Source organism: Streptomyces sp. NPDC006365, from assembly GCF_042870755.1.
Taxonomy (GTDB): Bacteria; Actinomycetota; Actinomycetes; order Streptomycetales; family Streptomycetaceae; genus Streptomyces; species Streptomyces xiangluensis.
In genome coordinates this window covers 450117-466126 of sequence record NZ_JBIAHS010000001.1, presented here as the reverse complement: position 1 = coordinate 466126, position 16010 = coordinate 450117, and the positions used below count along the sequence as shown (strand labels likewise).

13 protein-coding genes are annotated in these 16010 nt (G+C 69.2%); 6 read left to right on the top strand and 7 right to left on the bottom strand.

Going from position 1 to position 16010, the window contains the following annotated elements:
* Window positions 1-47 precede the first annotated feature (47 nt).
* From ACFYO0_RS02145 to ACFYO0_RS02115, 7 genes are all read right to left on the bottom strand, one after another.
* Window positions 48-1073: a LacI family DNA-binding transcriptional regulator gene (locus ACFYO0_RS02145; RefSeq protein ID WP_388669168.1), complete on the bottom strand. Its 1026-nt coding sequence runs from the start codon at window positions 1071-1073 to the stop codon at window positions 48-50.
* 79 nt (window positions 1074-1152) lie between these two features.
* A complete protein-coding gene (locus ACFYO0_RS02140; RefSeq protein WP_388669165.1) occupies window positions 1153-2577 on the bottom strand; it encodes a BNR repeat-containing protein in 1425 nt (474 codons plus the stop codon).
* 67 nt (window positions 2578-2644) lie between these two features.
* The gene (locus tag ACFYO0_RS02135; RefSeq protein ID WP_388669162.1) at window positions 2645-2965 is read right to left on the bottom strand and encodes an L-rhamnose mutarotase; all 321 of its coding nucleotides are present in this window, start codon (window positions 2963-2965) and stop codon (window positions 2645-2647) included.
* A gap of 17 nt (window positions 2966-2982) precedes the next feature.
* On the bottom strand, window positions 2983-4068 hold the full coding sequence (rhaS, locus tag ACFYO0_RS02130; RefSeq protein ID WP_388669159.1) for a rhamnose ABC transporter substrate-binding protein: 1086 nt from the start codon (window positions 4066-4068) through the stop codon (window positions 2983-2985).
* Between the two features lie 190 nt (window positions 4069-4258).
* Complete coding sequence (locus ACFYO0_RS02125; protein ID WP_388669156.1) at window positions 4259-5290, bottom strand: ABC transporter permease; 1032 nt, start codon at window positions 5288-5290, stop codon at window positions 4259-4261.
* Window positions 5283-6320 (bottom strand): ABC transporter permease, encoded by a 1038-nt coding sequence (locus tag ACFYO0_RS02120; protein WP_388669153.1) that lies wholly within the window; start codon window positions 6318-6320, stop codon window positions 5283-5285. The genes ACFYO0_RS02125 and ACFYO0_RS02120 overlap by 8 nt, the downstream gene beginning before the upstream one ends.
* Window positions 6317-7834: a sugar ABC transporter ATP-binding protein gene (locus ACFYO0_RS02115; RefSeq protein WP_388669150.1), complete on the bottom strand. Its 1518-nt coding sequence runs from the start codon at window positions 7832-7834 to the stop codon at window positions 6317-6319. Before ACFYO0_RS02115 ends, ACFYO0_RS02120 begins: the two co-directional genes overlap by 4 nt.
* A 273-nt stretch (window positions 7835-8107) precedes the next feature.
* Here ACFYO0_RS02115 and rhaI point away from each other — a divergent pair, with 273 nt between their 5' ends.
* From rhaI to ACFYO0_RS02085, 6 genes are all read left to right on the top strand, one after another.
* Entirely contained in the window at window positions 8108-9268 is a 1161-nt protein-coding gene (gene rhaI / locus ACFYO0_RS02110; protein WP_388669147.1) for an L-rhamnose isomerase, read from the top strand.
* A 189-nt stretch (window positions 9269-9457) separates the two neighbouring features.
* Complete coding sequence (locus ACFYO0_RS02105) at window positions 9458-11497, top strand: bifunctional aldolase/short-chain dehydrogenase (protein WP_388669144.1); 2040 nt, start codon at window positions 9458-9460, stop codon at window positions 11495-11497.
* Window positions 11494-12957, top strand: coding sequence for a rhamnulokinase family protein (locus ACFYO0_RS02100; protein WP_388669141.1), 1464 nt, complete (start codon window positions 11494-11496; stop codon window positions 12955-12957). The genes ACFYO0_RS02105 and ACFYO0_RS02100 overlap by 4 nt, the downstream gene beginning before the upstream one ends.
* A 102-nt stretch (window positions 12958-13059) precedes the next feature.
* Window positions 13060-13815, top strand: a complete 756-nt coding sequence (locus ACFYO0_RS02095) for a (Fe-S)-binding protein (protein ID WP_388669138.1) — start codon at window positions 13060-13062, stop codon at window positions 13813-13815.
* Window positions 13812-15308, top strand: a complete 1497-nt coding sequence (locus tag ACFYO0_RS02090; protein WP_388669135.1) for a LutB/LldF family L-lactate oxidation iron-sulfur protein — start codon at window positions 13812-13814, stop codon at window positions 15306-15308. Before ACFYO0_RS02095 ends, ACFYO0_RS02090 begins: the two co-directional genes overlap by 4 nt.
* The gene (locus ACFYO0_RS02085; protein WP_388669132.1) at window positions 15305-15967 is read left to right on the top strand and encodes a lactate utilization protein C; all 663 of its coding nucleotides are present in this window, start codon (window positions 15305-15307) and stop codon (window positions 15965-15967) included. Before ACFYO0_RS02090 ends, ACFYO0_RS02085 begins: the two co-directional genes overlap by 4 nt.
* Window positions 15968-16010: the final 43 nt, after the last annotated feature.

Below are 16010 nucleotides of genomic sequence, written 5' to 3'. Positions count from 1 at the left end.
TCCCGAGGACGTACGGACGCTTCCGGGGCCAGTTCAGCACATGGTCGTCAGCGCGGGGGCAGGCTGGAGCGGCGTACGACGAGTTCCGGCTGGAGTACGACCCTTCGGTGCTCGTGCGGGACCGGTGCCGTCTCGGATTCGGTCTCCTCCAGGAGGAGCTCCGCGGCGAGCGCCCCCATGGTCACGGCGGGCTGCCGTACGGAGGTGAGGGGGACGGCGGCGGCGGCCGCGAACTCGATGTCGTCGTAGCCGACGATCGCGAGGTCGTCGGGGACGGAGACACCGGCCGCGAACATGGCCTGCAGGACACCGAGCGCGAGCAGGTCGTTGGCGCAGAAGACGGCGGTCGGGCGCTCGGCGAGGCCGAGGAGCCGGGCGCCGGCGTCGCGGCCCGCGGCCACGTCGAGCCGCTCGGTCGGCAGCTCACGAAGGCGGTCGGCGCCGAGCCCCGCCTCGGCCAGCGCGTTCAGCGCGCCCGTGCGCCGGTCCCTGACCTGGTTCAGTCCGGGCGGCCCGCTCACATACGCGATAGAGCGGTGCCCGGCGTCGATCAGATGCCGTACGGCCAGCTCGCCGCCCGCCACGTCGTCGACCGAGACCGAGCACTCGGTGGCGCCCTCGGCGACCCGGTCGACGAGCACGAACGGGATGCCGTGACGGCGGAACGCCTCGATGTTCCGCCCGGTCGCGTCGGCGGGCGTCAACAGCACGCCTCGTACCCGCTGTTCGGCGAACAGCGACAGGTACTCGGCCTCCTCGCCCGGGCTCTGCGCGCTGTTGCAGACCATCACGCCGAGGCCGGCGTCACGGGCGGCGCGCTCGGCGCCGCGTGCCACGTCCACGAAGAACGGGTTGCCCATGTCCAGGACGAGCAGGCCCATGATCCGGCTGCGTCCGGCCCGCAGCTGCCGCGCCGACTCGCTGCGGACATAGCCGAGCCGGTCTATCGCGGACAGCACGCGGGCACGGGTCTCGGAGGCGACCGTGTCCGGCCGGTTGATCACGTTCGACACGGTGCCCACCGACACCCCGGCGACACGGGCGACGTCCTTGATACCCACCGAATGAGCCATCAGGCAGGGACCTCCAAGGTGACGGGGGGCGGCAGGCAGACCCTCACATTACCGGCGCGCCCACCGCCACGAGCAGCACTCACGCGGGCAGCCGGAAGTCGACGACATGGAGAGCCGAGGGCGTCGTACCGCTGGACTTCTCCTGGTACATGACCGACAGGACCCCGTCCTGCACGATGCGCATCTCGTCGATCACGACCTCGCCGAAGGCGTTCAGCCCGGCGCCGTCGAACAGGATCCTCCAGTCGGTGTGTCCGGAGGCCACCGAGGCTCCGGCGATCCGGCCGAACGGGAAGATCGCGTAAGCGTTGTTGTACTTGTCCATGACCAGCTTGGTGCGCTGGCTGGAGTTCAGCGGCACCGGTATCTCCGTCTTCTGCCAGGTGCCGGCGGAGCTCTTGCGGACGAGGAAGGCACGGCCGTTGGCCGTGCGGTCGGCGACGTAGTTCGTGGTGCACTGGCCGAAGCGGCCGGGGACATAGCTGATGATGGCGTGCGGTCGGCCGGCGGAGTCGGTCCACTGGCTCTCCTGGTTCATCAGCGAGTGGTCGGGGTTGAGCGGGTCCACGACGAGACCCGCGTCGTTGACGGAAACCCTGTCGGAGCCGCCGGTGGTACCGACGACGGTGCCCGCGTTGTTGCGCCAGGTGCGGCCACGGTCGTCGGAGTAGACGTAGCCGGTGTCATGGTTGGTGATGCCGCCGCCGTTGCACATCACGGCGTTGTTCTGCTCACGCCAGGTGAACAGGGAGTGCAGGCGCCCGTTCCGGTCGTAGTCGATGCCGTGCAGGTACATGTTGCGGGCCGTGCTGGAGCCGTGCTCGCTGCTGTAGGTGCCGGTGGAGCTGGTCCACTCACCGAGGTTGGTCCACCTGGTGCCGTCGTACTCGGCGAGCGCGTTGCGGCCGTTGCCGGAGACCGCCACGCGGTAGCTGAGCTGGAGCCTGCCCTCGGGGGTGGAGATGAACTGCGGGTATGTGAACTGCGAGGTGAGCGCCAGCCCGTCGAGGGTGGACTGCGGCGCGCCGAAGCGGCTCGCGGTCCAGCTCAGCCCGGCGGGGTTGTCGAGGAGCCCGGCCACCGACTTGACGTAGGTGAAGCCGTCGCTGTGCGAGTCCATGTTGAGGTGCAGCCGGCCGTCGGTCTTCGAGACGCCCATGGAGATCACGTTGTGGGAGTCGTTGTAGCGCAGGGTGTGGCCGACCTTGACGGTGGACCAGGTGCTCGAGCCGAGGGCCCGGCGGCCGACGACGGCGTTGCGGTCGGCGGTGTACCAGGCGGCGTACTGGTAGCCCTTGTACGTGAACAGGCCGTTCTTCTGGAACGAGTTGTTGTTGACCAGACCGTCGTACGACACGAAGAAGAGGGCCTGCGCGTCCAGGCGGCTGCTGCCGATGCGGGTGACCGAGGGGCCGGGGTCGGCGGCCCGTGCGGCGCCGGCGCCGGCGACCGGGCCGGCCACGGCAGTGAGGATGGTGCCGGCCAGCAGCGTACGTCTTCTCATCTCGGGGGACTCCTTTGTCGGGCGAGATCGAGCACTTCAGTCGGGTGAGTTGTGTCGAGCGGTTCTGTCACGCGAGGTGGAACACCTCGGTGAGCGGTTTCATCGCCTCGTCGGGGCGGGCGCCGTCCAGTGACTCGAAGAACGGCGCCATCTCCGCCTGCCAGCGGGCGTTGACCTCGGTGGCCTCCATGCCGGCCACGGCGGCCTCGAAGTCCTCGGTCTCCAGATAGCCGACGAGCAGGCCGTCCTCGCGCAGGAAGAGCGAGTAGTTGTGCCAGCCGGTGGCCGAGAGAGCTTCGAGCATCTCCGGCCACACGGCGGCGTGCCGCTCGCGGTACTCGGCGATCCGGTCCTCGCGGACCTTCAGCAGAAAGCACACGCGCTGCATCAAGGACCCTCCGGGGCCTAGAAGTTGAAGTCGTCGATGTTCTTCGCGTCGAACACGGTCGGCTTGCCGAGGTTGATCACGCCGTCCTTGCCGATGGTGTACTCGCCCATGTCACCGGCGGTGAACTTCTCGCCCTCCTTGCCGGTGATCTGACCCGAGGCCAGCGCCACGGACGTACGCGCGGCCAGCTCGCCGAGCTCCGCCGGGTTCCACAGCTCGAACGCCTCGACGGTGCCGTTCTTGACGTACTTGCGCATGTCGTTCGGGGTGCCGAGGCCGGTCAGCTTGACCTTGCCCTTGTACTTGGAGCCGGACAGGTACTGGGCGGCAGCCTTGATGCCGACCGTGGTCGGGGAGATGATCCCCTTCAGGTTCGGGTACTCCTGGAGCAGGCCCTGGGTCTGCTGGAAGGACTTCTGGGCGTCGTCGTCACCGTAGGCGACCTTGACGAGCTTCATGTCCTTGTACTTGGGATCCTTGAGCTCGTCCTCCATGAAGTCGATCCAGACGTTCTGGTTCGTCGCCGTCTGCGCGGCGGACAGGACCGCGATCTCGCCCTTGTAGCCGATCTGTTCGGCGAGCAGCTGCACCTCGGTACGGCCCAGGTCCTCGGCGCTGGCCTGCGAGACGAAGGCATTGCGGCAGTCGGGCTTGGTGTCGGAGTCGTAGGTGACGACCTTGATGTCGTTGCTCATGGCCTGCTTGAGCGCGGTGCACAGGGCACCCGGGTCCTGCGCGGACACGGCCATCGCGTCGACCTGCTGCTGGGTGAGCGTGTTCACGTAACTCACCTGGCCGGCGGTGTCGGTGGCGCTGGACGGGCCGACCTCCTTGTACTTGGAGCCCAGCTCCTTGAGGGCCGCCTCGCCGCCCTTGTCGGCGGTGGTGAAGTACGGGTTGTTGACCTGCTTGGGCAGGAAGCCGACGGTCAGGCCCTTCTTGAGTTCGGCGTTCGGGTCGGCCTTGCCGGCGGTGGCGGCGGCGCCGCCCTCCTTGCTGACGTCTTCCTTGGTGGTGCCACCGCCGCAGGCGGTGGCGGCGAGAGCGAGCGAGGTGACCGCGGCGAGCGCGACGGCGCTGCGGCGGAGAGATGACTTGCGCATGGCGGGTTCCTTTTTTGGCGGACTTGAATGGGTGCGCCCCGTAGGGGCGCGGGGCTGCTGTCGATTTGCGGCTCTGCCGCGATGGGGTCCCCCCGCTCGAGCGGAGCCGAGAGTGGGGGAGCGACCAGCCACGGATGGCCCGCAGCCTTCGAACGGCCCTTTCAGCGGAGCGGTTGCGCGGAGAAGGGTTTTACGAGGTCGGGGTGGGGGCCTTGGAAACAGGCGCTGAGGCCGCTCTTCGGCCCGCCCTCGCGATGGAGATCTGCCGTGCGACCCTGGGGCCGAGCACGGAGGCGACGAGCAGTACGCCGGTGACGACGATCTGCGACTGGGCGGAGACGTCCTGGATGCTCATCACGTTCTGCAGCGCGCCGAGCAGGAAGACTCCCGCGATCGCGCCGCCGAGCGTGCCCTTGCCTCCGTCGAAGTCGATGCCGCCGAGCAACACGGCGGCCACGACGGAGAGTTCGAGACCCGTGGCGTTGTCGAAGCGGGCGCTGGCGTAGTGCAGCGCCCAGAAGATGCCGGTGAGTGAGGCCATCAGGCCGGTCAGGGTGAACAGGATCAGCTTCTGCCGCTTCACCCGGATCCCGGCGAACCGTGCGGCCTCCTCGCTCGCGCCGATCGCGAAGAGCGAGCGCCCGAACGGGGTGGCGTGCAGCGCGACCACGGCGATCGCGAGCAGTACGAGGAAGGGGAAGAAGGCGTACGGGATGAAGGTGTCCCCGATGCGTCCGGACGCGAAGTCCAGGTACTGGGCGGGGAAGTCGGTCACCGCGTCAGAGCCGAGCACGATCTGTGCGATGCCCCGGTAGGCGGCGAGGGTACCGATGGTGACGGCGAGGGAGGGCAGCCCGAGCCGGGTCACCAGCAGGCCGTTGATCAGCCCGCAGACCACGCCGAGCAGCAGGCAGATCGGGATGATCGTCTCGATGGTCATGCCCTGGTTCCACAGCGCGCCCATCACGGCACCGGACAGGCCGGCCGTGGAGGCGACCGAGAGGTCGATCTCGCCGGCCACCACGAGCAGCGTCATCGGCAGGGCGATCAGCGCGATCGGCAGGGTGTTGCCGATCAGGAACGACAGGTTGAGGGCGTTGCCGAAGCCGTCGACGGTGGTGAAGGACAGCAGCAGTACGACGATGAGGAGGGCGCCGACGACCCCATCCCACCTCAAAGAGGCGGACCGGCGGACGGCGCGCCCGAGCAGCGAGTCAGCCATGGCGGGCGTTCCTCTTCTTCAGGGCGGACGCCACGCGCAGGGCGACGATGCGGTCGACCGCGATGGCGAGGATGAGCAGGATGCCGTTGATGGCGAGCACCCATACCGAGCTGACGCCGAGGGCGGGCAGCACGCTGTTGATGGAGGTCAGCAGCAGGGCGCCGAGCGCGGCGCCGTAGACGCTGCCGGAGCCGCCGGTGAAGACGACGCCACCGACCACCACGGCGCTGACGACGGTGAGTTCGTAGCCGGTGCCGGTGCCCGAGTCGACGTTGCCGAACCGGGCCAGGTACAGCGCGCCGGCGAGACCCGTGAGCGCTCCGCAGAAGGTGTACGCGACCAGGATCCGCTTGCGTACCTGGATGCCGGCGAGCCGGGCGGCCTCGGGGTTGGAACCGAGCGCGTACAGCTCGCGTCCGCTGCCGAAGTGCTTGAGGTAGTAGGCGGTGGCGATCAGCACGGCCAGCGCGATCAGGGCGAGATAGGGCACCGCCCAGATTCCGCCGGAGCCGAAGTCCGCGAATCCGTCGGGGAGATCGGCCGCCGTGATCTGCCGTGAACCTACCCAGATCGAGTCGATGCCGCGGATGATGTAGAGCGTACCGAGGGTGACGACGAGGGCGGGCACCTGGCCGAGGCTGACGAGCAGTCCGTTCAGCAGCCCGATGCCGACTCCGAGCAGGACCGCGAGGACGATCGCCACGACGGAGTTGCCGCCGCCCTGGAGGTACGTACCGGCGGCGAAGGCGCTGATACCGAGGGTCGAGCCGACCGACAGGTCGACGTTCCGGGTGATCACGACCAGCGACTGGCCGGTGGCGACCAGCATCAGGATGGTCGCGTTCAGCAGCAGGTCCTTGATGCCCTGCTCCGACAGGAACTCGCTGTTGCCCGCCTGGGTGACGGCGATCATCACCAGGAAGACGACCAGGATGGCGAGTTCGCGCATCTTGAAGACCCGGTCGACAAGTCGCGTACCGCTCGACTTCTCCACTTCGGCAGGGGGCGCGGGGGGTGCGGTCACCGTCATGCGGCGGCCCTCCCCGTTGCTGCGGCCATCACGGTTTCCTCGGTGGCTTCGGTTCGGGGGATCTCGGCGGTGATCCGGCCCTCGTGCATCACGAGCACACGGTCGGCCATGCCGAGGATCTCGGGCAGGTCGGAGGAGATCATCAGGACGGCGACCCCGTCGGCGGCCAACTCGCTGAGCAGCCGGTGGACTTCGGCCTTCGTACCGACGTCGATGCCGCGCGTCGGCTCGTCGACTATCAGCACCTTCGGGCCGGTGGCGAGCCACTTGGCGAGGACGACCTTCTGCTGGTTGCCGCCGGACAGCGTGTTGACGGTGTCGGCGATGCGGGCGTACTTGACCTGGAGCTTGACCGCCCAGTCGAGGGACCGGCTGCGCTCGGCGCCGCGGTCCATGAGGCCCGCCTTCACGGTCGTACGCAGCCCGGTCAGGCCGATGTTGCGCTCGATCGACATGTCCATCACGAGGCCCTGGGCCCGCCGGTCCTCGGGGACGAGGGCGAGCCCGGCGGCCATGGCGGTGGACGGCGCGCCGTTGGTCAGCGCCTTCCCGTCGATCTCGACCTCGCCGGCGTCCCACCGGTCGACGCCGAAGACGGCTCGCGCCACCTCCGTACGACCGGCTCCGACGAGCCCGGCGAGTCCGACGATCTCGCCGCGGCGGACGTCGAAAGAGATGTCGGTGAAGACGCCCTCGCGGGTCAGCCGGCGCACGCTCAGTGCCACCTCACCGGCCCGCACCTCCTGCTTGGGGTACAGCTCTTCGAGATCGCGGCCGACCATGCGGCGTACAAGATCGTCCTCGGTCATGCCGTCCAGCGGCTCGCTCGAGATCAGCGCACCGTCGCGCAAGGTCGTGACCCGCCGGCAGATCTGGAAGATCTCCTCCAGGCGGTGCGAGATGAACAGCACCGCGGCGCCCTGCTCGCGCAGGGTGCGGACGACTCCGAAGAGACGGGCCACCTCGCTGCCGGTGAGGGCGGCGGTCGGCTCGTCCATGATCAGGACGCGGGCGTCGAAGGAGAGCGCCTTGGCGATCTCGACGATCTGCTGGTCGGCGATGGACAGTCCGCGCGCCGGACGGTCGGGGTCGAGTTCGACACCGAGGCGCTGCATCAGGGCCAGCGTCGCGGTGTGCGTCGCCTTGTGGTCGATACGTCCGAGGGCGCGGCGGGGCTGGCGGCCCATGAAGATGTTCTCGGCGATCGACAGATCGGGGAAGAGCGTGGGCTCCTGGTAGATCACGGCGATGCCCGCGTCCCGGGCGTCGGCCGGACCGTGGAAGACGGTGGGCTCACCGTCCAGCAGCACCTGGCCGGCGTCCGGTCGGTGCACCCCGGCGAGCGCCTTGATGAGGGTCGACTTGCCCGCGCCGTTCTCTCCGGCGAGGGCGTGCACCTCGCCGGGGAACAGCTCCAGGGACACGTCCCGCAGGGCGCGTACGGCGCCGAAGGACTTCGAGATGTCCTTCAGCGCCAGCACGGGGGCCGGACCCGTGTCGGACGGGTGGGTCATGAGGGGCTCCTCAGCGACGCGGGGCGGGGGCCTCACGACGTCGTGAAAGGTTTCAACTGGATTGCCGGGACGTTAGACAGGTCACGCAGGTCACGTCAATGGGTCGCGGGCGAAAATTTCGATAGCCAGAGGTCACAACCGAGTCACGGAACGAAGTCCGTGCAGGAGGGCTTGACAGCCCTTCGGGCGGCTCATAGCTTCGCGTTCTGAATCGTTTCAGACAGACACCCTTCAGAAGACGTCTTCCAGACCCGAAGTCACAGGAGTTCCGAAGTGACCGAGCTCGCCGCGGTGAAGGCCGCCCTCAAGACCCAGGCCGTAGAGACGCCGTCATGGGCGTACGGGAATTCGGGGACCCGCTTCAAGGTGTTCGCGCAGGCGGGAGTGCCGCGCAATCCCTTCGAGAAGCTGGACGACGCGGCACAGGTACACGCTTATACGGGCGTCGCTCCGACCGTGGCGCTGCACATCCCCTGGGACAAGGTCGACGGATACGCAGAGCTGGCCAAGTACGCGCAGGACCGCGGCGTGAAGCTCGGCACCATCAACTCCAACACCTTCCAGGACGACGACTACAAGCTCGGCAGCGTCTGTCACGCCGACGCGGCGGTGCGGCGCAAGGCCCTTGATCATCTGCTCGAGTGCGTCGACATCATGGACGCCACAGGGTCCAAGGACCTGAAGCTGTGGTTCGCGGACGGCACGAACTATCCCGGCCAGGACGACATTCGCGAGCGCCAGGACCGGCTCGCGGAGGCGCTGACGGCCGTGTACGAGCGGCTCGGTGACGACCAGCGGATGCTTCTTGAGTACAAGTTCTTCGAGCCCGCCTTCTACACGACGGACGTTCCGGACTGGGGCACGGCGTATGCGCACTGCCTCAAGCTCGGGCCGAAGGCGCAGGTCGTGGTGGACACCGGGCACCATGCGCCCGGCACCAACATCGAGTTCATCGTCGCGACGCTGCTGCGCGAGGGGAAGCTCGGGGGGTTCGACTTCAACTCGCGCTTCTATGCCGACGATGACCTGATGGTGGGAGCGGCGGATCCGTTCCAGCTGTTCCGGATCATGTACGAGGTGATTCGGGGAGGTGGGTTCACGCCCGACGTCGCTTTCATGCTCGATCAGTGTCACAACATCGAGGCGAAGATTCCGGCGATCATTCGGTCGGTGATGAATGTGCAGGAGGCTACGGCGAAGGCGCTCCTGGTGGACCGCGACTCTCTGGTCTCCGCGCAGCGGTCGGGTGACGTTCTCGAGGCGAACGCCGTGCTCATGGATGCGTACAACACTGACGTGCGGCCGTTGTTGCGCGAGCTGCGCGAGGAGATGGGGTTGGACCCCGATCCCATGGGGGCGTATCGCAGCTCCGGCTGGGCGCAGAAGATCGCTGAGGAGCGGGTCGGGGGCCAGCAAGCCGGCTGGGGGGCGTGACCGGGCCGGATCGCGTCTGCCGAGTAAGGATCATCGCAGGCTGCGGGCCGTCTGTGGCTGGTCGCTCCCCCACTCTCGGCTTCGCGGCGGAGCCGCAAATTGATACCGACCCGCGCCCCTGAAGGGGCGCCCCAGGCACCCCATGTCCACAAGGCCCCGTACACACATCACGAAGGACTGATCAAACCCATGGCACCCCACCCCGAAGCCGATGCCCTCCTCGCCCGTTCTCACCGGCTCGGCGCCGATCCCCGTAACACCAACTACGCCGGCGGCAACGCCTCCGCCAAGGGCACCGACACCGACCCCGTGACCGGCGGCGACGTCGAGCTCATGTGGGTCAAGGGATCTGGTGGCGATCTTGGCACCCTGAAGGAGTCGGGGCTGGCCGTTCTCCGGCTCGACCGGCTGCGGGCGCTTACCGATGTATACCCGGGCGTTGAGCGCGAGGACGAGATGGTGGCCGCGTTCGACTACTGCCTGCATGGGAAGGGCGGTGCGGCTCCCTCCATCGACACCGCCATGCACGGGCTTGTGGACGCGGCCCACGTCGATCATCTCCATCCGGACTCCGGTATCGCGCTCGCGTGTGCGGCCGACGGGGAGAAGCTGACCGCCGAGTGCTTCGGGGACACGGTGGTGTGGGTGCCGTGGCGGCGGCCCGGGTTCCAGCTCGGGCTGGACATCGCGGCTGTCAAGGAAGCCAATCCTCAGGCCATCGGGTGCGTCCTCGGTGGGCATGGGGTCACGGCGTGGGGCGCGACCTCCGAGGAGTGCGAGCGGAACTCGCTGCACATCATCCGCACCGCCGAGGCGTTCCTGGCCGAGCGCGGGAAGGATGAGCCGTTCGGGCCGGTGATCGAGGGGTACGCGGCTCTCGGCTCCGTCGAGCGGAAGGAGCGTGCGGCCGCGCTGGCGCCGGTCATCCGTGGCATCGCCTCGCAGGACCGTCCGCAGGTCGGGCACTTCACCGACTCCGAGGTGGTCCTCGACTTCCTCGCGAGTGCCGAGCACCCGCGTCTCGCGGCCCTCGGCACCTCCTGCCCCGACCACTTCCTGCGGACGAAGGTCAGGCCGCTCGTTCTCGACCTGCCGCCCACCGCTTCCGTCGACGAGTCGATCGCCCGTCTCAAGGAGCTGCACGCCGAGTACCGCGAGGAGTACGCCGCGTACTACGAGCGCCATGCCCAGCCCGACTCCCCCGCGATGCGCGGCGCCGACCCGGCGATCGTGCTCGTGCCCGGTGTCGGCATGTTCAGCTTCGGCAAGGACAAGCAGACCGCGCGGGTGGCCGGCGAGTTCTACGTCAACGCGATCAACGTGATGCGCGGGGCCGAGGCGGTCTCCACGTACGCGCCGATCGAGGAGTCGGAGAAGTTCCGTATCGAGTACTGGGCCCTTGAGGAGGCCAAGCTCCAGCGGATGCCGAAGCCCAAGCCGCTCGCGACGCGGGTCGCGCTGGTGACGGGTGCGGGCAGCGGAATCGGCAAGGCGATCGCGCGGCGGCTCGCGGCCGAGGGCGCGTGTGTCGTGGTCGCGGACCTGAACGCCGGGGGGGCCGCGCAGGTCGCCGAGGAGCTGGGCGGCCCTGACAAGGCCGTGTCCGTCACGGTCGACGTGACATCCGAGGAGCAGATCGCCCAGGCCTTCAAGGCGGCGGTGCTCGCCTTCGGCGGGGTCGACCTCGTGGTCAACAACGCCGGTATCTCCATCTCCAAGCCTCTGCTCGAGACGACGGCGAAGGACTGGGATCTCCAGCACGACATCATGGCCCGCGGTTCGTTCCTCGTCTCGCGCGAGGCGGCCCGGGTGATGACCCAGCAGGGCCTGGGCGGCGACATCGTCTACATCGCCTCCAAGAACGCCGTCTTCGCGGGCCCCAACAACATCGCGTACTCGGCGACCAAGGCCGACCAGGCGCATCAGGTCCGGCTGCTGGCAGCCGAGTTGGGCGAGCACGGGATCCGCGTCAACGGCGTCAACCCGGACGGTGTGGTGCGCGGCTCGGGCATCTTCGCGGGCGGCTGGGGCGCACAGCGCGCCGCCACCTACGGGATCGAGGAGGAGAAGCTCGGCGAGTTCTACGCCCAGCGGACCATCCTCAAGCGCGAGGTTCTGCCGGAGCATGTGGCGGGCGCCGTATTCGCCCTGACCGGTGGGGACTTGACCCACACCACAGGCCTGCACATCCCCGTCGACGCCGGCGTCGCCGCCGCCTTCCTGCGATGACGGCTCCGATCTCGGCTCAAGTGAAGGCGTACGCGGCGGTCGACCTCGGCGCGTCCAGCGGGCGCGTCATGGTCGGCCGCGTCGGGCCGGACTCACTCGGCCTCACCGAGGCGCACCGCTTCCCGAACCGGCCGGTGCGCACCCCCGAGGGGCTGCGGTGGGACATCCTCGCGCTGTACGCCGGTGTCCTCGACGGGCTGCGTACGGCAGGGCAGGTCGACTCGGTCGGCATCGACAGCTGGGCCGTGGACTACGGGTTGCTGGACGCGGACGGCGCGCTGCTCGGCAACCCGGTGCACTATCGCGACACGCGCACCGAGGGTGTCGCGGAGAAGGTGTGGGCAACGGTTCCGGCGGTCGAGCTGTATGCGCGTACGGGCCTCCAGTACGCGCCCTTCAACACGCTGTACCAGTTGGCGGCGGCTCGTGAGTCGGCTCAACTGGCGCACGCCAAGCGGCTGTTGCTCATCCCGGACCTGCTGACGTACTGGCTCACGGGCGAGGCGGGCACGGAGCTCACCAACGCCTCGACGACCCAGCTGATCGACCCGCGCACCCGCGAGTGGGCCCACGACGTCGCCTCGCGCCTGGGCATCGACCTCGGACTCTTCGCACCGCTGCGGCGGCCCGGAGATCCGGCGGGCCTGCTGCGCCCCGAGGTCCTGGAGGAGACCGGGATGACCGGCCCGGTCCCGGTGACCACGGTCGGTTCGCACGACACGGCGTCCGCGGTGGCCGCCGTCCCGGCCACCGGCGGAGAGCGCTTCGCGTACATCTGCACCGGCACCTGGTCGCTCGCGGGCCTGGAGCTGGACGCGCCCGTGCTGACCGAGGCCGGCCGGGCGGCCAACTTCACCAATGAACTGGGCCTTGACGGCACGGTCCGTTATCTCCGGAACATCATGGGGCTGTGGCTGCTCCAGGAGTGTCTACGGGCCTGGGGAGACCCGGAGTTGACCGAGTTGCTGCGCGCGGCGGCCGACGTCCCGCCGCTCAGGTCCGTCGTGGACGCCGGGGACGCGGCGTTCCTGGCCCCCGGCCGCATGCCCGCACGGATCGCCGACGCGTGCCGGGACTCGGGCCAGCCCGTGCCCGAATCCCCCGCCGAGATCACGCGCTGCATCCTCGACTCGCTCGCCCTCGCCCACCGCCGGGCGGTCACCGAGGCCCAGGCCCTCGCCGACCACCCCGTCGACACCGTCCACATCGTCGGCGGCGGCACCCGCAACGCCCTCCTGTGCCAGCTGACGGCGGACGCCTGCGGCCTCCCGGTCGTGGCGGGCCCGGCGGAGGCCGCCGCCCTGGGCAACGTCCTCGTCCAGGCGCGGGCGGACGGTTTGGTCGGCGACCGCACGGCGATGCGGCAGCTCCTCGCTCGTACGCAGCCGTTGGAGCGGTACGAACCGCGGGGTGACACGGCGGCGTGGCGTGCGGCGGAGGCCCGGCTCACCGCCCGGTGAGCCGGAACAGCCGAACGGGGCCCGGTGGATCGGGCCCCCTCCCCGCCGGCGCCTCCGCGTCGTAACCTGCATCCATCCGATGATCGACCTCAAGGAGCCGCGATGCGTGTCGCCCTGTTCCTGACCTGTGTCAACGACACGCTGTATCCGGAAACCGGCCGTGCCGTGGTGAAACTGCTGACCAGGCTGGGCGTGGACGTCGACTTCCCCATGGGCCAGACCTGTTGCGGGCAGGCTCACTACAACACCGGCTATCGCCATGAGGCCGAGCCACTGGCCCGGCACTTCTCCGATGTCTTCGGGGAGTACGAGGCGATCGTGACGCCCTCCGGCTCCTGTGGCGCCATGGTCCGGGAGCTGTATCCGCGCATGGGCGAGCGGGCCCGCGCGGAAGGTCGCGGCGACACCCTCGCGCGCACGCTCGCACCGGTCGTGCCCAAGACATACGAGCTCACGGAGTTCCTCGTGGACGTCCTGGGTGTGACCGACGTCGGCGCGTACTACCCGCACACCGTCACCTATCACCCGACCTGTCACGGTCTGCGCAGCCTGGGCCTCGGCGACCGTCCGCGCCGGCTCCTCCAGGCGGTCAAGGGCCTGGAGCTGAGGGAGCTTCCCGGCGCCGACGAATGCTGCGGCTTCGGCGGCACGTTCGCCGTGAAGAACTCCGATGTCTCGTCGGCGATGGGCGCCGACAAGGTCCGTAACGCCGCGTCGACGGGCGCGGACGCGCTGTGTGCCGCGGACAACTCCTGTCTGATGCACATCGGCGGCACGATGACCCGCCTCAGAACGGAGATGCGGTCGGTGCACATCGCGGAGATCCTGGCGAGCACGGAAGAGGAGCTCCTGACATGAGCGGCACCTTCGTCGGTATGCCGGCCTTCCCCGAGGCCGCGCACGAAGCCGTCTACAACCAGACCCTGCGTGGCAACCTCCGGCATGCCACGCACACGATCCGCGCCAAGCGTGCCAAGGCGGTGGCGGAGGTGTCCGACTGGGCGGCGCTGCGCGAGGCGGGCAAACAGATCAAGGACCACACGCTCCGTCATCTCGACCGGTATCTCGTGCAGTTGGAGGAGTCGGTCACGGCGGCGGGCGGCATCGTGCACTGGGCGGCGGACGCGGACGAGGCCAACCGCATCGTCGCCGACCTGGTGAAGATGACCGGCGAGACCGAGGTCGTGAAGGTCAAATCCATGGCCACCCAGGAGATCGGCCTCAACGAGGCGCTGGAGGCCGAGGGCATCCACGCGTACGAGACCGATCTGGCCGAGCTCATCGTGCAGTTGGGCAAGGACCGGCCGTCCCACATCCTCGTCCCGGCGATCCACCGCAACCGCGGCGAGATCCGCGAGATCTTCGCACGCGAGATGAGCGAGTGGGGCCGCCCGGCCCCCGAAGGGCTCACGGACACCCCCGCCGAACTCGCCGAGGCCGCCCGTCTGCACCTGCGCGAGAAGTTCCTGCGCGCCAAGGTCGGCATCTCGGGCGCCAACTTCATGGTCGCCGAGACCGGCACCATGGTGGTCGTCGAGTCCGAGGGCAACGGCCGTATGTGTCTGACCCTCCCCGAGACGCTGATCTCGGTCGTCGGCATCGAGAAGATCGTGCCGACCTGGCAGGACCTGGAGGTCTTCCTCCAGACACTCCCCCGCTCCTCGACGGCCGAGCGCATGAACCCGTACACCTCGATGTGGACGGGCACGACGGACGACCAGACCGCGGACGGCCCTCAGACCTTCCACCTGGTCCTGCTCGACAACGGCCGCACCGACACCTTGGCCGACGAGGTCGGCCGCCAGGCCCTGCGCTGCATCCGCTGCTCGGCGTGTCTGAATGTCTGCCCGGTGTACGAGCGGGCGGGCGGCCACGCGTACGGCTCGGTGTACCCGGGCCCGATCGGCGCCATCCTCAGCCCTCAACTGAGGGGCACCGCAAGCGAGATCGACGCCTCCCTGCCGTACGCCTCCTCGTTGTGCGGCGCCTGCTACGAGGTGTGCCCGGTGGCGATCGACATCCCCGAAGTGCTCGTGCATCTGCGGGAGCGGGTCGTCGAGGGGGGTGCGGTGACCCGGGACGGCAACAAGGTCGTCCTCAAGCCCGCGAAGGGACACGCCGCCGAACGGGCCGCGATGCGCGCGGCACGCTGGGCGTTCAGCCACCCCGGCGCCCTGCGCACCGGCCAGCGGCTGGCGTCGCGGAGCCGCCGCTTCCATCCCCGTACGCTGCCGGGCCCCGGCAGTGCGTGGAGCGCGACCCGCGATCTGCCGACGGTGCCGTCGGAACCGTTCCGCGACTGGTGGCAGCGTACGCGCGGCGGAAGGCACGACAGGAAGGACGCCAAGTGAGTACCAGGGATGTGATCCTCGGCCGCGTGCGCCGCGCGCTGGCGGACGTGGGACAGGACGACAGGCCGTACGAGCGGGCCGTTGACCGGGGCTACCTGCCCGAGCACGGAGACCGGAGTGTCGAGCAGACGGTGGATCTGCTGGCCGAGAACCTGGCGGACTACCGGGCGATCGTGCACCGCTGCGAGGCCGACGGCCTTGCGGCGCTGATCAGCGGGCTGCTCGCCGGGCGGGGCTCGACGTCGGTGGCCGTGCCGCCGGGCCTGGATGCGGAGTGGCTGGCGGCGACCGATGTCACGCGCGTTCCCGACCGTTCCGAGAACACACCGTACGAACTCGACCAGGTCGACAGCGTGATCACGGCATGTGCGGTCGCCATCGCCGAGACCGGCACGATCGTGCTGGACGGCGGCCCGGATCAGGGCCGCCGCCGCATCACGCTTGTCCCGGATCACCACATCTGTGTCGTACGCGTACCGGACCAGGTCGTCTCCTCGGTGCCGCAGGCGCTCCCGCGTCTCGACCCGACACGCCCGCTGACCTGGATCTCCGGCCCTTCGGCGACCAGTGACATCGAGCTCGACCGGGTCGAGGGGGTGCACGGTCCGCGCACCCTCGAGGTGGTACTGGTGACCGATCGTGCTGTCGGCGGGAGTTGAACGGATCGCGCGCGGGCCTCGTACTTCACGGAGACAACGGGGC